Origin of the sequence: Moorena producens PAL-8-15-08-1 (genome assembly GCF_001767235.1) — a bacterium.
GTDB classification, from domain to species: domain Bacteria; phylum Cyanobacteriota; class Cyanobacteriia; order Cyanobacteriales; family Coleofasciculaceae; genus Moorena; species Moorena producens_A.
Window position 1 is genome coordinate 5,827,824 of sequence record NZ_CP017599.1, and the last position, 20,509, is coordinate 5,848,332.

Annotated in this window: 23 protein-coding genes and 1 tRNA gene; 7 read left to right on the top strand and 17 right to left on the bottom strand. The window is 43.9% G+C overall.

Features of this window, described 5'->3' with window-relative positions; translation table 11 throughout:
- Positions 1-138: 138 nt before the first annotated feature.
- Together psaJ and BJP34_RS21335 are read right to left on the bottom strand one after the other, a co-directional pair.
- Positions 139-264: a photosystem I reaction center subunit IX gene (psaJ, locus tag BJP34_RS21330; RefSeq protein ID WP_070394080.1), complete on the bottom strand. Its 126-nt coding sequence runs from the start codon at positions 262-264 to the stop codon at positions 139-141.
- Positions 265-427: 163 nt separating this feature from the next.
- Positions 428-922, bottom strand: a complete 495-nt coding sequence (locus BJP34_RS21335) for a Photosystem I reaction center subunit III (protein WP_070394081.1) — start codon at positions 920-922, stop codon at positions 428-430.
- A 151-nt stretch (positions 923-1,073) separates the two neighbouring features.
- Between BJP34_RS21335 and tsaD the strand changes: the two genes are divergently transcribed.
- Entirely contained in the window at positions 1,074-2,126 is a 1,053-nt protein-coding gene (gene tsaD / locus BJP34_RS21340; RefSeq protein ID WP_070394082.1) for a tRNA (adenosine(37)-N6)-threonylcarbamoyltransferase complex transferase subunit TsaD, read from the top strand.
- Between the two features lie 273 nt (positions 2,127-2,399).
- On the opposite strand, the gene BJP34_RS21345 is transcribed toward tsaD, so the two are convergent.
- Positions 2,400-2,473 (bottom strand) — tRNA-Pro (locus BJP34_RS21345).
- A 131-nt stretch (positions 2,474-2,604) separates the two neighbouring features.
- On the opposite strand from BJP34_RS21345, the gene lipA reads away from it, so the two are divergent.
- The 4 genes from lipA (at position 2,605) to sigC (ending at position 6,737) form a co-directional block, all read left to right on the top strand.
- Complete coding sequence (lipA, locus tag BJP34_RS21350) at positions 2,605-3,474, top strand: lipoyl synthase (RefSeq protein ID WP_070394083.1); 870 nt, start codon at positions 2,605-2,607, stop codon at positions 3,472-3,474.
- A complete protein-coding gene (locus BJP34_RS44005) occupies positions 3,471-3,638 on the top strand; it encodes a hypothetical protein (RefSeq protein ID WP_158517367.1) in 168 nt (55 codons plus the stop codon). Before lipA ends, BJP34_RS44005 begins: the two co-directional genes overlap by 4 nt.
- Positions 3,639-3,641: 3 nt before the next feature.
- A complete protein-coding gene (locus tag BJP34_RS21355; RefSeq protein ID WP_070394084.1) occupies positions 3,642-4,553 on the top strand; it encodes an NAD(P)H-dependent glycerol-3-phosphate dehydrogenase in 912 nt (303 codons plus the stop codon).
- Between the two features lie 933 nt (positions 4,554-5,486).
- Positions 5,487-6,737 (top strand): RNA polymerase sigma factor SigC, encoded by a 1,251-nt coding sequence (gene sigC / locus BJP34_RS21360; protein WP_070394085.1) that lies wholly within the window; start codon positions 5,487-5,489, stop codon positions 6,735-6,737.
- Positions 6,738-6,964: 227 nt separating this feature from the next.
- Here the strand turns inward: sigC and BJP34_RS21365 are convergent, their stop codons facing one another.
- The gene (locus BJP34_RS21365) at positions 6,965-8,152 is read right to left on the bottom strand and encodes a peptidoglycan-binding domain-containing protein (RefSeq protein WP_070394086.1); all 1,188 of its coding nucleotides are present in this window, start codon (positions 8,150-8,152) and stop codon (positions 6,965-6,967) included.
- Between the two features lie 177 nt (positions 8,153-8,329).
- Here BJP34_RS21365 and BJP34_RS21370 point away from each other — a divergent pair, with 177 nt between their 5' ends.
- The gene (locus tag BJP34_RS21370) at positions 8,330-9,217 is read left to right on the top strand and encodes an SH3 domain-containing protein (RefSeq protein WP_070394087.1); all 888 of its coding nucleotides are present in this window, start codon (positions 8,330-8,332) and stop codon (positions 9,215-9,217) included.
- Positions 9,218-9,767: 550 nt separating this feature from the next.
- Here BJP34_RS21370 and BJP34_RS45710 read toward each other — a convergent pair.
- The 12 genes from BJP34_RS45710 to BJP34_RS21420 all read right to left on the bottom strand — a co-directional run bounded on the left by BJP34_RS45710 (position 9,768) and on the right by BJP34_RS21420 (position 18,055).
- On the bottom strand, positions 9,768-9,944 hold the full coding sequence (locus BJP34_RS45710) for a hypothetical protein (protein ID WP_009148761.1): 177 nt from the start codon (positions 9,942-9,944) through the stop codon (positions 9,768-9,770).
- Between the two features lie 147 nt (positions 9,945-10,091).
- On the bottom strand, positions 10,092-10,256 hold the full coding sequence (locus tag BJP34_RS44010) for a hypothetical protein (protein ID WP_158517368.1): 165 nt from the start codon (positions 10,254-10,256) through the stop codon (positions 10,092-10,094).
- Between the two features lie 61 nt (positions 10,257-10,317).
- Positions 10,318-10,785 (bottom strand): SH3 domain-containing protein, encoded by a 468-nt coding sequence (locus BJP34_RS21375; RefSeq protein WP_070394088.1) that lies wholly within the window; start codon positions 10,783-10,785, stop codon positions 10,318-10,320.
- A gap of 451 nt (positions 10,786-11,236) precedes the next feature.
- Positions 11,237-12,751: an AAA family ATPase gene (locus BJP34_RS21380; RefSeq protein WP_070394089.1), complete on the bottom strand. Its 1,515-nt coding sequence runs from the start codon at positions 12,749-12,751 to the stop codon at positions 11,237-11,239.
- Between the two features lie 242 nt (positions 12,752-12,993).
- Entirely contained in the window at positions 12,994-13,509 is a 516-nt protein-coding gene (locus BJP34_RS21385) for a YceD family protein (protein WP_070394090.1), read from the bottom strand.
- Positions 13,510-13,812: 303 nt separating this feature from the next.
- On the bottom strand, positions 13,813-14,307 hold the full coding sequence (locus BJP34_RS21390) for a protein jag (RefSeq protein ID WP_070394091.1): 495 nt from the start codon (positions 14,305-14,307) through the stop codon (positions 13,813-13,815).
- Between the two features lie 6 nt (positions 14,308-14,313).
- Positions 14,314-15,483, bottom strand: coding sequence for a membrane protein insertase YidC (gene yidC / locus BJP34_RS21395; protein ID WP_070394092.1), 1,170 nt, complete (start codon positions 15,481-15,483; stop codon positions 14,314-14,316).
- Between the two features lie 208 nt (positions 15,484-15,691).
- A complete protein-coding gene (locus tag BJP34_RS21400; RefSeq protein WP_070394093.1) occupies positions 15,692-16,087 on the bottom strand; it encodes a PH domain-containing protein in 396 nt (131 codons plus the stop codon).
- Positions 16,077-16,484 carry a ribonuclease P protein component gene (gene rnpA / locus BJP34_RS21405; RefSeq protein WP_070394094.1) on the bottom strand — a complete coding sequence of 136 codons (408 nt, stop codon included), beginning with the start codon at positions 16,482-16,484 and terminating at the stop codon, positions 16,077-16,079. Before rnpA ends, BJP34_RS21400 begins: the two co-directional genes overlap by 11 nt.
- A 128-nt stretch (positions 16,485-16,612) precedes the next feature.
- A complete protein-coding gene (rpmH, locus tag BJP34_RS21410; RefSeq protein ID WP_044494288.1) occupies positions 16,613-16,750 on the bottom strand; it encodes a 50S ribosomal protein L34 in 138 nt (45 codons plus the stop codon).
- 244 nt (positions 16,751-16,994) lie between these two features.
- Positions 16,995-17,270, bottom strand: coding sequence for a hypothetical protein (locus tag BJP34_RS21415; protein ID WP_070394095.1), 276 nt, complete (start codon positions 17,268-17,270; stop codon positions 16,995-16,997).
- Positions 17,271-17,455: 185 nt separating this feature from the next.
- A complete protein-coding gene (locus tag BJP34_RS21420) occupies positions 17,456-18,055 on the bottom strand; it encodes an RNA polymerase sigma factor (protein ID WP_070394096.1) in 600 nt (199 codons plus the stop codon).
- 911 nt (positions 18,056-18,966) lie between these two features.
- Here BJP34_RS21420 and BJP34_RS21425 point away from each other — a divergent pair.
- Entirely contained in the window at positions 18,967-19,218 is a 252-nt protein-coding gene (locus tag BJP34_RS21425; protein ID WP_229423956.1) for a hypothetical protein, read from the top strand.
- Positions 19,219-19,575: 357 nt separating this feature from the next.
- Here the strand turns inward: BJP34_RS21425 and BJP34_RS21430 are convergent, their stop codons facing one another.
- Positions 19,576-20,109 (bottom strand): DUF2808 domain-containing protein, encoded by a 534-nt coding sequence (locus BJP34_RS21430; RefSeq protein ID WP_083305290.1) that lies wholly within the window; start codon positions 20,107-20,109, stop codon positions 19,576-19,578.
- Positions 20,110-20,509 lie beyond the last annotated feature (400 nt).

Consider the following 20,509-nt stretch of genomic DNA (forward strand, 5'->3'; position numbering starts at 1 on the left):
TATTTTTGTCAAATTATCAAAAGGTTTTTTAGGGTAAATTTTAATAATTCAGCTAACTGGGGTAGGAGCTACAAATTAATTAGCTTACCTACTACTAGTCCGGAATGAATTATTTCAATTTTTACCCATTCTTGCTAATTACAACGGATGGAAAAGTAGATCCGGGAAAAAGCGGTTAAATTCAATCAAAATTCCAGCTGTAATGGTCATCCAAACAGCCAATAACACTGGTGCTAGGGACAAATACTTAACTAAATCCTGCATGGAACATTCTCCTAAAATCGGTAACTATTTTAAGACATTTTGGCACATCAAGATAATGCCCTGTCTATAAAAGCGCGAAAATTTGATTAGCGAGAACGACAGTAGTTTTTAGCTAACTTTTCAGTGCTAAAAGCGTTCCCGCGAGGGAGTCTAAGTATGATTGCTAGCGTGGTGAGACAGGAATCTCATCATCTTTAGCAAACATTTCACCAGTGGTGATTTCTTTGAATGCTAACAAAGGCCATGAGGCAGCCAATAGCATCTTACTAAATGCCAAGGGGACTTCAATGATGATTTCTTTTTGTTCTGGGTTCTTACCCTTTTGAATCGCTTGTAGATAGCTGCGACCTGCCCAGCCAATCCAGCCAGTGATATAGAGGAAGAGTAAGCTAGGAATCAGGAAGTCACCCATATGGGAGAAACGACCATCCACAATCAAGCGGGGATATCCCTCATCACCACAAAGTGCTTGAGAATACCGCTCAAATCGGTTCGCACCGGAATTGGGGTCAGCTGTAGTGTTTACGAACTCAGCCTTCCGGGCTTGAAATGCAGCAGACTCACTACAAGGGGTGAGATGATCCAAAGAAGCAGAGGCTGGGCTGATGGCGCAAAACCAAACAGAGACGGCAAAAATTAAAGCTAACAATCGTCGCATAGAAAGTGTCTCCTTTTGTTAAGAAACAAAAAGTTTTTTGTACAAACCAAAAGATCAAATTATTTGTACACTCAGGCAATCTTACTCTGAGCCGTGTATCTAGTAAAGTTTAATTAACTAAAAGTAGTGTTTCAATAAAGGTCATTGGTGAATGGCTTGTGTTTTAGCAATAGAAACCAGTTGTGATGAAACAGCTGTGGCGATTGTTAAAAATCGTAAATGTTGTAGCAATATCGTTACTTCCCAAATTCCTATGCATCGGCAGTATGGCGGTGTGGTGCCAGAGGTAGCATCCCGTAGCCATCTAGAAACCATCAATCATGCGATCGCGCAAGCCCTAGAAGCAGCTCAACTGGACTGGGCAGCAATTGACGGCATTGCTGCTACCTGCGCTCCCGGCTTAGTGGGCTCTCTACTAGTGGGGGTCACAGCTGCCAAAACCCTGGCCATGGTTCACCACAAGCCGTTTCTGGGTGTCCATCATCTAGAAGGTCATATTTACGCCACCTATCTCAGTGAGCCAGAACTACAACCACCATTTTTGAGTCTCTTGGTGTCTGGCGGTCACACTAGCTTAATTTATGTCAAAACCTGTGGTAGCTATGAGATACTGGGGGCAACCCGTGACGATGCTGCCGGTGAAGCCTTCGATAAGGTAGCACGATTATTAAAGTTAGGCTATCCCGGAGGACCAGCTATAGATAAGTTAGCACGAGAGGGCAACCCCAAAGCCTTTCCCTTGCCAGAAGGTAAGATTTCCCTTCCTACTGGTGGTTATCATCCCTATGACTCCAGTTTTAGCGGTTTGAAGACAGCGGTGCTAAGGCTGGTGCAAAAATTCGAGCAGGAACACTCAGAAATTCCAGTGACCGACATTGCTGCCAGCTTTCAGGAAACCGTAGTGCGATCGCTTACCAAGCGTACCATTGCTTGTGCTCTCGACTATGGTCTGGACACGATTGTGGTTGGGGGTGGGGTGGCTGCCAATAGTGGATTGAGACAACAGTTGCAAGCTGCAGCAACTGAGCATAATTTGCGAGTTATTTTCCCTCCCCTGAAGTTTTGTACCGATAATGCCGCAATGATTGGCTGTGCCGCAACTGACCATTTAAATCAAGGACATACTTCCCTTTTGACTTTGGGAGTGCGATCGCGAATGCCTATCACTAAGGTGATGGAACTTTATTCAGAGGTTGAAGGTTGAAGGTTGAAGGTTTAAGGTTGAAGAGGTTTAAGGTTGAAGAGGTTGAAGGTTGAAGAGGTTGAAGGTTTAAGGTTGAAGGTTTAAGGTTGAAGAGGTTTAAGGTTGAAGAGGTTGAAGGTTGAAGAGGTTGAAGGTTTAAGGTTGAAGGTTTAAGGTTGAAGGTTTAAGGTTGAACGCGATTGCGTGGCCTTTTGGCCAAGGTTTAAGAACCGGCTAACCTGTAACCGGCTAACCTGTAACCAGCTAACCTTTATAGTTAGTCCAAAAGCACAATCGGGATGACAGGATTTGAACCTGCGACCCCTTCGTCCCGAACGAAGTGCGCTACCAAACTGCGCTACATCCCGATAAAGCCATAATTTAAGATTTCATCTATTTTATCATGCCTTAGGGGCAATCCGCCCCTAGCTTGCTAGGATCAAGATTAAAGTAACGTAACTTAAATTTATATATATATATAGTTGGAGTATAACCAAGAGTGGTAGTTAAACCAGAATGGTTGCGAGTCAAAGCGCCCCAATGGCAGCGTGTCGGCAATATTAAAGAAACCTTAAGAGATTTAGCACTCAATACTGTCTGTGAAGAAGCCTCTTGTCCCAATATCGGAGAGTGCTTTAATGCTGGTACCGCCACCTTTTTAATTATGGGACCAGCCTGCACCCGTGCTTGTCCCTACTGCGATATTGACTTTGAGAAAAAACCCAAAGCCCTTGACTCCACTGAACCCACACGCCTAGCAGAAGCCGTGCAGCGCATGGGTTTAAATCATGTAGTTATTACCTCTGTCAACCGGGATGATTTACCTGATGGTGGTGCTTCCCAGTTTGTACAGTGCATTGAAGCCATTCGCCTGGTCTCACCTGATACCACTATTGAGGTTTTAATCCCAGACTTGTGCGGGAACTGGGATGCCCTCGAAACGATTCTTCAAGCTAAACCCGAAGTCCTCAATCACAATACAGAAACAGTACCCCGACTCTATCGGAAAGTAAGGCCTCAAGGGGATTATCAGCGTTCCCTCGAATTACTGATGCGGACGCGAAACTTGGCTCCATCAGTTTACAGCAAATCTGGTCTAATGGCAGGTTTAGGAGAAACTGATGCTGAAGTCCGGCAAGTCATGGCAGATCTAAGGCAAGTAGACTGCGACATCTTAACTATTGGTCAGTATCTTCAACCCACTCAAAAACACCTAAAAATTGCTGAATTCATAACCCCTAAACAATTTGATACTTGGAAAGAGTATGGTGAATCCCTCGGTTTCCTGCAAGTTGTTTCTTCTCCCCTCACCCGCAGTTCCTATCATGCCGAGCAAGTTCGAGAATTAATGCAGCGGTATCCCCGATGAACGCTTTCATGGTTGCAAAACAATTGAAACTAACAACTAACCAAGAAAGCGTTTATTATACTGATCAGGTAAATTCAATGTTCTTACCCCTACTCCCTACTCCCTACTCCCTACTCCCCAGGGCGAAAGCACCTCACCTAATTGAGAACTGCAATAACAAATAACAAATGACCAAAATCACTATAATCGGAGCTGGTGTTTGGGGTACAGCCCTCAATAGCCTAGCCTCTAAAAACGGTGATCAGGTTTGTTTGTGGTCCCGTCGGAGTCAGACAAAATTAGCAGATGCTATAAAATCTAGCACTATTATCTTGTCTGCTGTTTCCATGTCGGGGGTAAATTCTGTAGCGCAACAGCTAAAGTGTTTATCAGTATCTTCTGACGTGATCTTGGTCACAGCGACTAAGGGGTTAGATTTGCAAACTACCCGTACTCCCTCTCAAATCTGGCAAGCTGAATTTCCCAACAATCCTGTAGCGGTGCTATCGGGTCCCAATCTTTCCAAAGAAATTAAACAAGAACTCCCAGCCGCTACAGTAGTAGCTAGCACAGATGTAAAAGCAACTCAGAGACTACAACAGGTGTTTTCTTCGCCAAATTTCCGGGTTTACACCAATCGAGACCCCCTCGGTGTAGAACTAGGGGGTACCCTCAAAAATGTAATGGCGATCGCATCTGGAACCTGTGATGGTTTACAACTAGGCACAAATGCCAAAGCAGCTTTGCTAACCCGTGGACTTACAGAAATGATTCGTATTGGTACAGATTGGGGTGCTAAGGTAGAAACATTTTACGGTTTGTCGGGACTAGGAGATTTACTGGCAACCTGTAGTAGTCGCCTCAGTCGCAATTATCAAGTTGGTTATCAGCTCGCTCAGGGTCAGAAACTTGCAGATATTCTGGCCAACTTGGAGGGAACAGCAGAAGGGGTCAACACTACAAAGGTTGTGATGGAACGAGCTAAGCTCAAAAGAATTTCAGTACCCATTACTTATCAAGTCCATCGATTGCTCCAAGGGGAGATTACCCCCCAAGCTGCTGTTGAAGCTCTAATGTTACGAGATACTAAGCCAGAATAATGGTCTGATCTCGAATGCGTTCGCGTAGCGGCTCTGAACGCGCCCCGCGTGGCCTTTGGCCTTAAGAGTATCGCAATGATCATGAAAAATTTACTTGCACCAGCTAGTATCCCTTGCTGCCTGAGTGCGAAAGCTCTCCTGCTCCGGAAGCTCGCCTGCTTTAAAACTCAGACAGGAAAACTCAGACAAAAAACTGAGACATTTTGCTGTTGTCTATGACAAAAAACTGAGACAAAAATTGAGACATTTTGCTGTTGTCTATCAGGCATTCTGAAAATATAGAATCTTTAGAGACATGCCACTGCTTGAGCTAAAGCGACTGCATCAAGACATTGCAAACTTTAGTAAAATTTTATAAAGTTTTGTAATGCCATGGCCAATCTGGCAACATAGCTAGGTGGCACTAATATTTGATAACTCTGGTAATTCGGCAATAATTTGGCAATTTTGAACTATGTGTATGCACTTATTCATAAGTTCGTTGTTTCTTAAAACCCATTCGAGCAAAGGATCTCCGCAAGTAGCTTGCCTACTGCTTAGTCCTTGATATTAGTCCCTGATACCCATAAATAAAATTTTTTCTTGAATTAGCGAGAATCTTTCTGGAATCCCCATGATGCGCACTGTAGATTAATACAGCTTTTGACCAAGGTCTCTATTTACCTATAGAGTTACTTCTAAAATAGCTGAAATCAGGAGATCCTGTTCCTTTAGCCATCTATAGACCTTAAGCTAAATGCGGCAAGGTAGGGTGGACAGATCGGGTGAACCGTTAGCTACGGATACTAATAAGGGCTACCAGGGATAACCGGTAAGTCTTGCCGGAAAAAAAATTTTAGTAGCTGTTTCTCCGGTCATCATGGGTGGGAATTCTAGTACTAAGTGTGACAAACACAATTCCGTGTTGTCACTGGTTGTAATCGAGAGATCATTATGCCAGCCACTCCTTTCTATGCCGACACAGAATTAGATCACGAGACTTCTGCCTATAGCTTTGAGCTTAATGGCCCAAGGGACGATGGGGAAGGATCAGTGGATGACTTAGTTGATGTGGAGATTGAGGGTGTAGACGCGGCTAGCTTAACCAAAAATAGCACCCGTCGCACCACCGACCTAGTTCGGTTATATCTCCAGGAAATTGGTCGGGTTCGTCTACTGAGGCGAGATGAGGAAGTCTCGGAAGCTCAAAAAGTTCAGCGCTACATGAAACTACTACGGCTGCGCAATAAATCGGCTATATCCGAAGATAAAGTCATGGAGCGCTTTGTCCACCTGATTGAAACCCATGATCGTCTAGCGTCCCAGTTAGGTCACCGTCCTTCCTTAGAACGGTGGGCAACCGCTGCAGGAATTGACGTTTCTCAACTGAAGCCGAGTATGTCAGCTGGTAAACTGCGTTGGGCAGAGTTAGCCGAACTAACATCCAAAGAGCTAGAGCAGGTACAAGCTGAAGGGCTCCAAGCTAAGGAACACATGATCAAAGCTAACCTACGTCTGGTAGTGTCAGTAGCGAAGAAGTATCAAAACCGTGGCTTGGAACTCCTAGACTTAATTCAGGAAGGAACTCTGGGATTAGAGCGAGCGGTTGAGAAATTTGACCCGACCAAAGGCTACCGATTTAGCACCTATGCTTACTGGTGGATCCGTCAAGGAATCACCAGAGCGATCGCTACCCAAAGCCGTACCATTCGCCTGCCAGTTCACATTACTGAGAAGCTCAATAAAATCAAAAAAGCCCAACGGAAGATTTCCCAGGAACGTGGGCGCACAGCAACCATTGACGATATTGCTGTGGAATTAGAAATGACTGCGGCTCAGGTACGAGAAGTATTACTACGAGTACCCCGCTCTGTTTCTTTGGAAATTAAAGTTGGTAAGGAACGAGACACCGAACTGGGAGATTTACTCGAAACTGAGGAAACCTCTCCAGAAGAAGTGTTGATGCGAGAAGCCTTACAACGGGATTTACAGCAACTCCTAGCCGATCTAACCAACCGTGAACGGGATGTGATTCGGATGCGGTTTGGCTTGGGAGATAATCAGCCTTACTCTCTCGCTGAGATTGGTCGCGCTTTGGATTTATCTCGGGAGCGGGTACGCCAAATTGAAGCTAAGGCGTTACAAAAGTTGCGGCAACCCAAGCGCCGTAACCGAGTTCGGGATTATCTGGAAGCTTTGAGCTAATCCCTTGGTGACATACTCCCACACTTACCTATTAACTTCTTACCTATTAGGAAAGTGTGGGCTTATTACTAATCTTATCCTAGCTATTCTTATCCTAGCTATCACCCTAGCTATCCCAAGTCCCATGGGTTCTAGTTGTTCAAAATTTATTGAATTTATCAATACCTGAGGTTAAGTATCTCAGGGAGCACCCCGATCTATTTCGTTGTTAGTGGACTTAAGCTTACTTAAAAATAGGCTACCCGGGCATCAAATCCTTGCGATCGCAATTCATAGGAACGACTTTCCGCTTCACTACGGCTAGAAAAAGCTCCAGCATTAAAATAACCGCCTCGACCGTTATCAGATATATTCTCACGAGTCAGAGTCGTCTGACGTAGCACTTCACGCAGCACATTATCATTTTGAATGGGGATCACCACCACATAGCGATTCTTCTCAGGTTCAGAAATTAGATCAATAAGTCCCAATGCTTGCAGGGTTTGTAAATCAGCTATACCGGTTGGAAGTAGATTATTATTACGTATCTGAAATTTAAACACTGCATCCTCAGTTTGTCCGCCATAGCTCCCATCAATAGCACCGGGTTTAAACCCTCGAGACCTCAACGCTTCCTGAAGCCGTCTAACCTCTGGACCGCGATCGCCTCGTCGTAGTTCACTGCTACGGATAGGAGTACCAAATGCTATGGGTTCTTGACGGCTATTGTCAGCAAGAGGAACAGGCATCTTCCCAGGCAGGACTCCAAACGATTCTGGTTGAGTAAATAATGGATTAGATAGTGCTGTTCTAGTTTGTGATCCCACAACCCCATCGGCCCTGAGACCATAGTATCTTTGAAATCGAATCACTGCTTTTTCTGTGGCCAGACCAAAGTAGCCGGTTGGGTTGGCATTGAAATACCCCAGATCTGCCAACTGTTGCTGAAGTTTAGTAACAGCTGATCCACCAGACCCTCGTCTGAGTCCAAATTGATTAACATTCCTACCGGATGGTGCTACTCTGGTTTGTGATGGAAAGAGTAGTGCTCTGGTTCGTGGTCCGACTTCCCCATCAGCAGGAAGCCCCTTTTTTCGTTGGAACCGAATCACAGCATTTTTAGTAATTGAACCAAAATAGCCAGTTGGTTGCCGATTGAAATACCCGAGTTCTCGCAAACGACGCTGAACCTGTGTTACATCAGCTCCCCTACGACCTTCCCGCAGCACCCTTTGGGCTAGGGCTTCTTCTGCCATCCCCACAATGCTAAGTATGGCAACTAGCAACAGTAAATAAATCCGATGGTGAGTAACTAGCTTATACTCCTTGAGCCACTGAAACAATGTTTGATTCGACTCCGTCAAAACTGCAGGAGTATAAGCTAGTTCTTCTTCGCTTAAGGCAAGATGAAGATAGGCAAGGGTCTCCATGATCATTCCAAGGAAACTTTTACCGTTAGTCTAACAAATCACAGTAGAGCATTGGTAATGTTTCGGACAACAGAATCTCAGAAATTTTACGTAATCCGATAGTAAAGCATGTAGTTATAGAGCAAGACTCTTACCAAAACAGAGCAATTCTACTCTATAACCATAACGCAATAGTTTTAAATCATGATCACTATTCGTCACTGGAGTATGTTTCTCCCCCTCTTAGCTTTAGTCTTGAGCAGTTTAGGGGGAGTAGGGGCTAGAGCTACCGTAATTCCCAACACCAATTCCTCCAACAGCATCTCCTCGGCCAAACCAACCCAAGCCCAGACTCAAGGGAAATTTCAACTGGCTCAGGGATTGATGGATCAATGTCGCGCTGCTGCTGAATCAATGTTTATCTACAAACAGCGATCAATCTCTAACCCAATGATTGCCTTAGAACCTGATGAACAAGTTATTCTGGCCGAAAACAAGGTTAGCAAAGATGGTTGGATCGCGATCAACTCCCCCATTCCTGGATTTGTCGAAGCCAAATATCTGAAGCTGTGTCCGCCGGGGATAGGAGGAGTACGCCCTACTCAAACACAATCTCTCTGCCGCCAAGCTGCGGAGTCAATGTTTATCTACAAACAGCGATCAACCTCTAACCCAATCAGAACCTTAGCTCCTAATGAACAAGTTATTCTGGCCGAAAACAACCCTAGTAAAAATGGTTGGATCGCGATCAACTCCCCCATTCCTGGATTTGTCCGAGCTAAAGATCTCAAGTCCTGTCAGGGGATAGAAAGATTATCCTCTACTCAAACACCATCATATCTCTGCCGCCAAGTTGTATATGATGGTTCTGGAGGTATAGCTGTCCGTAGCAGACCGAATATTAACTCTTCCCGACGGGGTCTTGTTTCCAATGGCGTGAAAGTAACACTGATCAACCGTCCCTCTCAAGAGCAATTTTTCCAGGACTTCCAAGGGCGCGAGTGGGCAAGAATAACTGATCCTGTTAATGGATGGATGTCTAACGGGTTTCCTGCTAAGGGTGAGCAGAATCTTTTGGTTTGTTCCAATTAGCCCACTACAGAATTAGGAAGTTGTTAATTACTTATCATAGGACTTTCGTTGGGTGCATCTCACTGTGTTGATGCCGTCGCTCATGGGGTGACCTCCTTTTACCGAGCTACTTCGCTGCATCGCTTTTGCAAAAATACGACCATTGAAGGCTAATATCATTTCAGGATAATATTTACCGATACTTTTTAGCTACCAAAATCTACTTTGCAGATTTTAGCCCACTAATGCAAGCTGCTTAAGCAGCCAGGGGGTATCTCCCAAGGCCAAGATCGGTTTTGTTCCGCTCAAGGCGCATAAATCTGTGTTTAATAGAAAACGCAACCACTATCATTAAAGCTTTGGTTTTCGGCTTCAATTCAAGTTACAGAATGTTTTCAATGACACTATAATCCTAATCAAAGTATAACATATTTTTTTAGATACTGCAAGATATTTGTAGAAAATCGTCAACAGTGGCTAGCCCTTAATAAAAATCTCCCCCATCTCTCCATGTCCCCGCGCCCCCGCCCCTGAGTTATAGATTTACAACAAAAATATACATGCCTTTCGTTTATACTAAGTCAGCCTGATGTAACAAGGCACCAACTAATCCGGCCATAGCAGTAATTCCTATAGCAATCATTGGGTGTTGACCTTGGCTGACGGCAAAGGAAGTGACAATCCCTGCACCCAAAGCAGCAGTAACAGCAGCACCCAAAAGATCTTTATTTGTATTTTTGTTGTACATAAACTTGTTAGCCAGAAATTCAGTTAGGTAGAAATTTAACTTTTTTGATGGTGTTAAAAGTTAGTTTCATAACCCTATCATTCTGGATTCTGGCCTTGAAGCTAGATCGGCAATATTGCAATCAAGATTAATATTTAGCTAATTTTCTTAACAATAACCAGACTTATTATACCAAGTCTTATACCCATGAGGTACAAATCTCTGGGTTAATGGGACTTCGGAGCAGGGACTTCGGAGCAGGGACTTCGGAGCAGGGAGCAGGGAAGTCGGAAGTCGGAAGTCGGAAGTGGGAAAAAATAATGTGTACCTCATAGCTATGAGCAACGCTATAAGTATTGATTAAGTATTGAGTGTTGAGTGTTCCTCAAAACTATTAGTTGATTTTTTTAACATTACCTGCTTTAACCCAACCTTTTTGGTCACTACCAGGCAAGCGTACTCTCTGCCATCGCTTATCATCACTGTATCCGAGGATGATCAGGGTCTGATTGTAGCCAATACCACCTATGCGTTGAGCGTTCAGGCTAGGGGAGTCCCGAAGAATCAACCCCTGTGGCCAGGTAACACTGGCTCGATAAGCACCCGGTTCCAGTTTTGGTAAAGGACTAGGACTAGGAATGGGTTTGGGAGTTGTTGCTGGTTTAGACTGCCCAGATGAACTGGTGGGTTGAGCTTTTGGTGATGGTGAGGTGTTGGGTCGCTCCTCAGCAAAGACGGGTTTTTCAGGCTCAGCTGCTAGTTTAGTAAAGAAGTAATAAACTGTACCAACAGCAGCACCTGCTAAGATGGCAATGCCAAGAATAAAACCAATGATAAACTGAGCTATCTTGGACAGATTCATGGGAAGCTATTAAAAATAAAGGTTGAACGCGATTGCGTGGCCGAAAGGCCAAGGTTAACAGGTTGAAGGTTAACAGGTTGAAGGTTAACAGGTTGAAGGTTGAAGGTTAACAGGTTAAAGGTTGAACGCGATTGCGTGGCCGAAAGGCCAAGGTTAACAGGTTAAAGGTTGAACGCGATTGCGTGGCCGAAAGGCCAAGGTTAACAGGTTGAAGGGTGAACGCGATTGCGTGGCCGAAAGGCCAAGGTTAACAGATTGTTCTAGCAACAGTTAATGATAAAATTCTAAATTAATCTAGTTGACATTAATCGATAGCGTCGATCATACTTATCAGGTCAAGTCAATTTTATTAGCCCTACTCCCTACTCCCTACTCCCTACTCCCTACTCCCTACTCCCATTAAGCCAGGATGAAGTTTCTCACCCAATTGAGAACTGCTATATATTATTACTTACTGGAGTTGGCGCTGAATGCGATCATTTAAGGGGGTATTGCGAGAAGCCATACGAGCTTTTCCGGCAGCTGCCCAATCCTGTAAGAATTGGATTTGCTCTTGGGCTGTCCGTGCTAAGGGGATAATTTGGCTAGCGGCTTCGAGAATATCATCTGTGGTAAAGTCTCGGTTTTGGCTAAAGCCGATGTGCATGGCTTCGATCAGGGTCTGCTCAATTTCTGCTCCGGAAAAATCAGGGGTTTCGTAGGCTAATCGGTCTAAAGCATAACTCTTGAGATTATGAGGTCGCAGCCGGGATAGGTGTAGATCGAAAATAGCACGACGTTCTTCCTGGTTAGGCAAACCAACAAAAAAGATTTCGTCAAATCGACCCTTGCGAAGCATTTCTGGGGGTAAGGCTTGGATATTGTTGGCAGTAGCGACCACAAATACTGGGGATTTCTTCTCAGCTAACCAGCTAATAAAGGTACCAAAGACACGACTGGTTGTGCCTGCATCCCCTTTAGAGGATAGACCAGAGAAGGCTTTGTCAATTTCATCAATCCAGAGGATGCAGGGCGCGAGAGCTTCGGCTAGCTGAATCATCTGCCGAGTACGGGATTCTGATTCCCCTACTAAGCCACCAAATAGACGACCGACATCTAAACGTAGCAGGGGTAGATGCCAGTGGTTTGCGATCGCTTTTGCAGTTAACGATTTCCCAGTTCCTTGAATCCCCACTAAGAGTAAACCACGAGGATGAGGTAACCCGTATTGTCGCGCCTGTTCTGTAAATGCTCCACCCCGTCGCAGTAGCCAGTCTTTGAGGTTGTCTAAGCCACCGATGTCGGAAATTTTTTCTTGGGTTGGGTAGAACTCTAGGATCTGGGTTTGCCTAATAGATTGGCGCTTTTCTTCTAAAATCAGTTCTACATCTGAAGGTTGGATTGCATTATTAGAGGCAATCCCACGAGCTAATACTCGACGAATTCTTTCTAAGGAAAGACCAAGAGCCGAGCGCACCAGCTCATCAATGATTTTTTCAGTCAGATTTTGACCCGTTGCCCCCAACAAACGTTTCACCTCAGCTTTAATTTCCGATGCCGTTGGTAAGGGGAATTCCAGCACTGTCAGCACTTCGGTTAAATCCGAGGGAACCGACACTTGGGGGGTAACGATAACTATATTCTTAGGCTGGGATTTGAGGGTACGTGCCAGATTTCTGAGTTTACGAGCAACTGATACATCTTCTAAGAATCGGTGAAAATCTCTTAATACAAAGATTGCAGCAGCACTTTCTCCAATTCTATCTAAAAATTCTAAGGCTTGTAAGGGATTGCGGCGTCCAAAGCCGATATCATTAGGATTTCCCTGGTAACCATCCACAAAATCCCAGATATAGACACCACGATTACCCAAACGTTTAGCGGATTGCTTGATCGCTGTTTCTACTCGCTCTTCTTCTAGAGTGGGAATATATAACAAAGGGTAGCGAGCACGTAGCAGAAGCTCAAACTCGTCATTGAAATTCATATAGCAAAGGGAACAGGGAACAGGGAACAGGTAGCAGGGAGCAGGGAATATAGCGTCAAAAATTCTGACAATTCCTAAACGGATTCCTATATAGGAGCCAATTACTCAAAAAATAAATACTAGAAAAAAATAATTAAACTTTAAACATAGCATTTTTTATTTCCAATAAACTTGGATAACCGCTCGGCTGCTAGTAACTCCCTGACCGATTTACCTTCAGCATTATACTACCAGGCAACTCACTATCCAGGAAGTTTTCTCTTCAGGGATTCTAGAGCCCCCCAACGTTGATCCCGTAGTTGATCCCGTAACTGTGCTTCACTGTTATCGTTAATCTGGATACCTATACATTCTTGGTCACACAGCTGCCGTGGCGGAATTGCCAGACATAGTTGTTCGTATAACCAAGTGTCTGGATAAAAATACCCCTGAGCTGGAAGGGTTTCTTGTAAATCATCCCAAGTTATCTCCTGCTCTAGGGATTCATCCGACAGTTGGTCAGCTGAGGAAGCTAACCAAACTAATTCGGATGTATCGATGCTTAGGCGGTGGTTGTACTGTTTTAAGCAGCGGTGACAAGTCAAGGTAATGATCGTTTCTGCTTGAGCACAGACCTCCAGGTAATTTCCTTGATGAGCCACTTGCACTTGACCTCGAACTGGGGTCAGTGTCTGTAAATCCACCAAGAATTGATTGACCGGAGTTACTTCTATTTGCTCTGGTAATTTGAGCAACTCAGGAATATAGATAGCCTCCATAATGCTTATCCTTTGCAGTTGACTGTTAAGCGTTCATGGTTAACCTTGAGCTTCTCAAACACTCATAGGACTTACGCATTTGCCCCCGTTGGTCCCCCAATATTGGGGGATTTTGACATCATTACCCCCCAATATTGGGGGGCTAGGGGGGCGAAATCCACTTAAGCGCGTAAGTCCTGACTCAGCAAAAAGCGACCATTTATAGACTTATATAGTGATATAGACTTAATGCATTATGTTAGCCAGGTGATGGGAAGAATCCCAAGTGCAATCAGCAGTGATAGAATAAAAACTCTTAATCTGTCAATACCTGCGACGCACCACCAGTCGTCGGTCTGGCTCTTGCCCTCGACTAAGAGTTTCTAAATCCTCAAAAGCCTTGAATAGGGTATGGACTTGACGCCGCTCTGCTGCCGATAGGGATTTCAATTCAAATTCTTTCCCAGTCTGACGGACTTTCATAGCAGCGTGTTCAGCGATCGCTTGAAGTTCCACTTGCCGTCTGGCTCGATAGCTATCGATATCGATGACGTAAACGGCTTGTTCCTCCTCTTCATGACCCAAGTTAAGGAGGGAATTGGCTAAGTACTGGATAGAATCGATAACTTCCCCTTCCCGACCAATTAAAGTTTGAGTGTCTTTCGAGGTCAGTTGACTATTATCGATTGTCAACCAGTAGCTGGGTCGCTCTCCTAGGGGAGCGTCACCATCAGCTACCTCTATACTGGCGGGCAATCGAGATAATCGCAGGAGTTCTTCTAACCACTCTTTACCACGCTCCTGATGTTGATTTACCATACTAAACTAACTTGATGCCTTTTTCTTTGAACGCTTGGGCTCAAAAGGCAATGCCTCTCGACCCTCTCCAGACTTAGCTGCTTGTTTTTTTGCCTCTTTTTCCTGCTGCTCAACTATTTCTTGCAAATTCTCTGGCAGAGGTTCTCTCGATAGAATGAAAGTCTGGATAGTTTGAAATATATTAGCTACAACAATATACATCAATACCCCAGCTGGCAGGGGAAAGAATAAGAACATGCCAGAAAACAATACTGGAGTAATCTGATTAACTACCTTTTGTTGGTCACCGGCTTGCCCTGCACCTGCACCTGAACCAGACAACAGCTGGTTGACGTACAAACTGATCCCAAAGAAGAGAATCATACCTACGATATCCCAGTGGATAGTGCCATCGTCATCAAAAGCACCCACTCTTCCTAAAGCATCTATAAATAGAAAGCCTTTGTTAGCAGCTATTCCCGTTAAGGTTCCCTGAAGCTTTACCTCTCCAGGCATCAGGGCTTCTAGTGTCCCATCTTCAAGAATACGTAAGCGGTCTTCTCCGTTGACTATTTGCCAAGTGGGAGTGATATCGGTTTCTGGATGCTGAGCAATTAGTTGATTTAAGGGTTGACCTTCAACAGTTTGAAACTCTACTTTGGTTTTTTCCCCAACTACCAGCTTATTTCCTGCCGGAAGTAGGGCGATGACTGGTTCATGTAAGCCATCGGTAATGTAAATATTTTGGGGTTTGGTGGTAAAGACTTTAGGCTGGATATATTCCAGCTGTTCTTGGGGAAAAATTTGTAAGTTGACGTCGTAGTTAATGTTTGCAAAGGGTGATCCCCGCAAGGTGGCAAATAGGGCAAACAGAACCGGCATTTGTACCAACAGTGGCAAACAACCGGCTAGGGGGTTGCCAAACTCTTGGAACAGCTTACTCATTTCTTCCTGCTGTTTAGCCGGGTCATCCTTGTAGCGCTCTTTTATTTCGTCTTGCCGCTTCTTCATCAAGGGTTGGGTGACTTTCATGCGCCTCATGTTGCGAATGGAGCCAGCATTAAGAGGGAAGAGGGCAAAGCGAATCACCAGGGTCAAGGCTATTATGGCTAAACCATAGCTAGGCACAATCCCGTAAAAGAAATCCAGGATTGGCAGCATGATGTTGTTGGAGATAAATCCGATACCAAAGTCCATTCGTTTGACGTTAACCTAGGCGCTATTGTAAAGTTTTCTGTGTCTAATGTAACTAATCTCCGTCCCTATGCGGTTCGGGTTTCCGACATTTATCAGGTAGATCTAATTACATCAAGCAGTTTAGCCGATTTAGGTGGCAAGATGTAGGCAACTGAAGACCAGATCAGGGCAACTCACCCATGTCAAGGTTTTCTTTTCAATGTGCTTTCTACATCATTTTGATGGCACTAACAGCTTTGCCTGTTTTGTCTGCTGTTCGTTCGGCAATGTAGTCGTAAATTTCTCTAAACCGGGGTATTGCCCGCATTTCCAAACGGCTACCATCTTTTAGGGTAACGACAATATCTCCCCAAGTTCCTATACCACGGGGAACTGTGGCAATCTTAGAAACTTCAGAATAGATCACATCTGAGCGATCGCGTCCCCGCCAACCCCCAGTTATTGATATCCGGCGGCTGGTAATGCGATACCGTAGCCATAGAGCCCTGACAATAGCAGCTACGGTTAGAGGTATGAATATAATCGTAAATGCCAACAATATGCTAATGATCAGATCTCCCCGGTGGGGGCCACCCTCATAAAATACATCTTCTCTAATGCCCATCCAACACCTCTGCTTTTACCAACAACTTTTCTAATTCTCTCAAAAGTTGTGCATATTCGCACTCTCTAGCTTCTGGTTTTACTATTATGACTAGTTTCCAACCGGGGGATAGGCGTGGTAATAACTGCCTGAGGGCGGCTCGAAGTTGCCGCTTAATCCGATTTCTAACAACTGCTTTCTTACTTACTTTCTGGCTGATGGAGATGCCAAGACGGGAGGGAGGGTGATTGTTTGATAGGGATTTTTCTGGCGCAATGGTTTCTTTGGCAATCGCGGGAATAGTACTCTGTTGTAAACCCCGTAATGTTAGGTAACGCCCTGAACGACGAATACCCCAGCGATAAACTGTCTTAAAATCTCGCCAGTGCTTAAGTCGATTCGCTTGAGGCAATCCCAATGCTTAACTCTAATCTTTGATGAATGTTAATTCCTTGATCAGGATAAAGGCAGAAAAGCCACCGGAAATGGCTGTTTCTTGACCTTTTACCTTTTACTTGTAGCAGGTCGGCATCAATGCTTAGATGACTAGACGGAGAGACGACGCCGTCCCTTGCTTCTGCGAGCTCTAATCACATTGCGACCATCTTTGGTGCGCATCCGGGCACGAAAACCGGATTTTCTTTTTTGCTTACGGTTGGTTCCGCCTAGAGTGCGTTGAGTCATGGGTTTGCTGGAGGAATACTATTAACGAATACTATGAAGGATTGATTGCCAACTATAGCTGACTCTTGATCTTACCATGTTAAGGGGTGATATATCAAGCCAAGCTATCAGCATTCAGCATTGAGCATTCAGCTTATGAGTTAGGTCACAGGCTGGAAGCCTGTGCCACAAGGCTGACCACTGACCGCTGACCACTGTTGGCGTAGCCTGCGCGTAGCGCATATGCTTACACCCCTTAGATAGTTTAGTCCTGCCATGGTGTAGTAGGGGATGGCTCATCTGTGGAAACCACCTTGAGTAAATTCCGAAGACCTTGATTCCACTGTTCTAGTTTTAAATATTCGGTCATTTCAATTTCCTCAATTAAGCAGTTAAGGGATTCATCAAGATTAGCTAGCTCTAGGATTTCTTCCATCCGATTTGCCTCTAATTCAGACAACATCGGAAGAGCTATTAGCTGGCTATACTCTTCTGCTAATTTTTCTGCTAATTTATTGTTTTTTCGTTTAATTATGCTCATTATTTTAATTAATTTATCCTGTAATTTTATTTGATGAAGTTTTATTAAAAAATTTAGTCTACAAAGAAAATTGTTTAAAAAATATATTTTAATTAATAAAGGAAGATTGGGGCAATCATATCAGGAATGCCCCCAAGCGGTTTCCGCACCCTAATTAGCTATAGCTAATCATAAGATTTTGTTTACTAATTATGCTTCTTAAGCTCAAAAAATATTTTGCGCAAACGCTTTAGGGCACGATTACCTCGCTGTCTGGCAGACGCCTCAGTAATATCTTCTCCCTTAGAAGCTAGATGGCTTACTACTTGTTGCCAAGATAAGCCTTCTATGTGCCGTAACACGATTAGCTTGTTGTCCTTTGGCTCTAACTTTTGAAGAGCTAGCTCCAACAGCTTTAAGTTTTCATCCTCAGAGTTTGCCGAGGAAAGGCTATTGCTGGCTTGTCGTGCTAGTTGACGCTCTATTAAATTAGAGTCCCATGACTGCTCTTTGTTTTGTTTCCGGCTCATCTCACGGATGACATTGAAGGAAGTCGCCCTGATCCAGGCTCTAGGGTTTTCAATCTCTTGGCCAGAGTCTAGCAGTTTTATTCCCCGTAAATAGGCTTTATGAATTACATCGTCTACTTGATTATCCGGGAAATTAAATTGCCGTAGGTTTTTCTTTATTCCATTGATTAATGCAGCATAAGATGTTGCTTCATTAGTTTTTAAAGAGGTTGGGTTAACTAAATGTTGAACCACTGATTCAAACTTTTCCCGAGGGGTTAAAGTTTTTTCACCCATTGATTAGGTCTCCTATGGCGACATTTAACACCACCTCCTGTTTGTCCTTGTTGAGAATGCATTTTCGCTAGTGGTAAAGATGCAGTGATTTAGCTACAGTGTAGTCAATGTCGGGGGTTCTTTCTACGGTTGTCTACTTGTGTTCCACCACCAGGGTAAGTTGTGATGGATAAGCACCTACACAAAATTAATTACCTACTCGTAATCTCTGTAATCTTTACATTGTAAGACTTTGATTTTTGTAAAATGTGTAATTAATTTTGTGTTCCTGCTTAGTTGGCGTTGCTTAATCAAGGAATTAATGCGTGATTTTTTTTAGAGTGTCCGAAACCTACCCCATTTTTTGTAAAATATGAGAGTTTTTTAAACTCCAAAATTGGTCACAATTATACCCAATATTAGGAACGCCGCGTAGTTTCCTTGAGTTCTGTACTTTTCCTCTATGGTACGGTAATTTTTGGTGAATAGTTTACTTTTTCCATGGTACAGTATCTCCTATTTTAGGATTTGTTTTGCAAGTAAAAGGTAGCAAGCGCTATTTACTACTTGAAGAGAGGAACTATTTTTTATGCGTAGCAGATCTGCTACGCAAATCATCAGATTGCCTCTTCTATATATATGTGCAGAACTGTCAGAAAGTGTGACACCCTATCGGGAAAATATCTAAAAAAAAGAGGGTGGTTAAATTTTGAATAGTAGCACCTCTAGAGGAATGAGCCAGTCAATGTCACAGAATCCTTGAAAAGGCACATTAATATATAGCCTGGCGATCAGACTCTAAAGCTGCTAGTAGGCGGTGAAAGAACATGCCTACTAATTTTGCCCAAAACTTCTTTGGGGTAGGAATTCTACTCTGAGTCAAAACCTGCTGGATAGTTTGTAGCGTCTAGACAGGCACTCAAGAGAAAATCGTGGCTATTCCAACAGTCGTCTCTAAGTGTTCAATCACTATGTTAAAGAATCAACAGAAAAAACCAAGTAAGTACAACTTCCCAGTTTGGCAAATTTCCTTACCGCTCTGTGGAGTCCTGATCTTTGTTATAGGAGCTATCACCACAATCTATATGATCAACGGTCGCTACCTTTTTCACCTAAAGGCTACTCCCGAGGGACTCGAAATAATAACTGATGTAGACAAAAGGGAGATCAAAGAGAAATTATAGCGCTACGCGCAAGGCAAGAGGCAAGAGGCAAAAGGCAAAAGTTGATTACAACAGCTTTTGGTGCTTGTATCAATGTCCTTGCGTAGTGCTATAAATTACCACAATCAACCAATAGACCTCGCTACTTTTGCCGTGAGGTCTATTCAATAGGAGGAAGGTAGTGTTGAGGGTGTGGCAGTTACCTCACCGAATTGAAAACTATAGCGCTTACTAGCATAATGAGGTACACAGGATTTTTTCCATCTTGCCTCTTGCCTATTGCCTCTTGCCTATTCTATTTTAACTATTCCCTGTTCCCTGTTCCCTGTTCCCTAAAACCCATAAAGTTGTACCTCATCAGGAAAGATAATTGCTATATTAACGACCAATACTCACAATCCAGGTACCGACATAAGTGGGTAGTGGAATATCACCAGCAGCTAAGACATAACAAACGAAGTAATAAGTACCCCCATCAGGGTTTTTGACATTGGAAAATACTAATTCCACATTTTCATTGGCTGGAACTGGCTCTTCCATGTAAATCTGAACGCTATAATTCTCTTTGTCCCAGACTACTTCAGAGACCGGGAGGGATTTACCGTCAACGCGCACTTCAATTTTGTCCACGTCGAACTTACCATCGTAGTAATCTGGATAAGAAATAGAAAACTGAGCGACTCCCAATTCCAGTTTCTTCTTGGGAATTCTCAAGCGGTAACGATCCCAGTAATTGGGGGCACCGTTAAAATCTAGGTGGTATCTCAGGATATTTTCCCGCTTAACACCACTCCAGAGTACCAATCCGGGATTACTCTGGGCTAAGCTCCGAACCGATAGCCCGGTCAAGACACAACCAGCTAATGCGATCGCGGAAATCAGACGTTTGATGGAAGATTGTGTGGATAGCATAAATCTAATGCTGCTGACTTGAGCTAACAATTAACAGTTATTTGTTTTTTTTACTGTACTACTTATATATATATACGCAAAAAAAATATATATATATACGCAATATATCCCTAATACGTAAGCATTCAGCGGTCAGCGGTCAGCGGTCACTGGTCAGTGGTCAGCGGTCAGCGGTCAGCTTATTTTATTCAAAAGCTGTTCGGTGTAGCTTGGCCACAGGCCCACAGCTGATAGCTGATAGCACCTCAAGTAGCGTGCGCGTAGCGCTAATCGCTGATAGCTGATAGCTTACCCTAATACCAATTTCAAACCCTATCGCTACACCTTAATCACTCACTACACCCCATCACCCCATCACCTATAAATCGATCTGACTAGTAAAGATTACCTACGACAACTG

Coding starts and splice junctions, on each gene's coding strand:
- psaJ (WP_070394080.1), bottom strand. CDS start 264: ATGCAGGATTTAGTTAAGTATTTGTCCCTAGCACCAGTGTTATTGGCT.
- BJP34_RS21335 (WP_070394081.1), bottom strand. CDS start 922: ATGCGACGATTGTTAGCTTTAATTTTTGCCGTCTCTGTTTGGTTTTGC.
- tsaD (WP_070394082.1), top strand. CDS start 1,074: ATGGCTTGTGTTTTAGCAATAGAAACCAGTTGTGATGAAACAGCTGTG.
- BJP34_RS44005 (WP_158517367.1), top strand. CDS start 3,471: ATGAACGCTTTCATGGTTGCAAAACAATTGAAACTAACAACTAACCAA.
- BJP34_RS21355 (WP_070394084.1), top strand. CDS start 3,642: ATGACCAAAATCACTATAATCGGAGCTGGTGTTTGGGGTACAGCCCTC.
- sigC (WP_070394085.1), top strand. CDS start 5,487: ATGCCAGCCACTCCTTTCTATGCCGACACAGAATTAGATCACGAGACT.
- BJP34_RS21365 (WP_070394086.1), bottom strand. CDS start 8,152: ATGATCATGGAGACCCTTGCCTATCTTCATCTTGCCTTAAGCGAAGAA.
- BJP34_RS21370 (WP_070394087.1), top strand. CDS start 8,330: ATGATCACTATTCGTCACTGGAGTATGTTTCTCCCCCTCTTAGCTTTA.
- BJP34_RS45710 (WP_009148761.1), bottom strand. CDS start 9,944: ATGTACAACAAAAATACAAATAAAGATCTTTTGGGTGCTGCTGTTACT.
- BJP34_RS44010 (WP_158517368.1), bottom strand. CDS start 10,256: ATGAGGTACACATTATTTTTTCCCACTTCCGACTTCCGACTTCCGACT.
- BJP34_RS21375 (WP_070394088.1), bottom strand. CDS start 10,785: ATGAATCTGTCCAAGATAGCTCAGTTTATCATTGGTTTTATTCTTGGC.
- BJP34_RS21380 (WP_070394089.1), bottom strand. CDS start 12,751: ATGAATTTCAATGACGAGTTTGAGCTTCTGCTACGTGCTCGCTACCCT.
- BJP34_RS21385 (WP_070394090.1), bottom strand. CDS start 13,509: ATGGAGGCTATCTATATTCCTGAGTTGCTCAAATTACCAGAGCAAATA.
- BJP34_RS21390 (WP_070394091.1), bottom strand. CDS start 14,307: ATGGTAAATCAACATCAGGAGCGTGGTAAAGAGTGGTTAGAAGAACTC.
- yidC (WP_070394092.1), bottom strand. CDS start 15,483: ATGGACTTTGGTATCGGATTTATCTCCAACAACATCATGCTGCCAATC.
- BJP34_RS21400 (WP_070394093.1), bottom strand. CDS start 16,087: ATGGGCATTAGAGAAGATGTATTTTATGAGGGTGGCCCCCACCGGGGA.
- rpmH (WP_044494288.1), bottom strand. CDS start 16,750: ATGACTCAACGCACTCTAGGCGGAACCAACCGTAAGCAAAAAAGAAAA.
- BJP34_RS21415 (WP_070394095.1), bottom strand. CDS start 17,270: ATGAGCATAATTAAACGAAAAAACAATAAATTAGCAGAAAAATTAGCA.
- BJP34_RS21420 (WP_070394096.1), bottom strand. CDS start 18,055: ATGGGTGAAAAAACTTTAACCCCTCGGGAAAAGTTTGAATCAGTGGTT.
- BJP34_RS21430 (WP_083305290.1), bottom strand. CDS start 20,109: ATGCTATCCACACAATCTTCCATCAAACGTCTGATTTCCGCGATCGCA.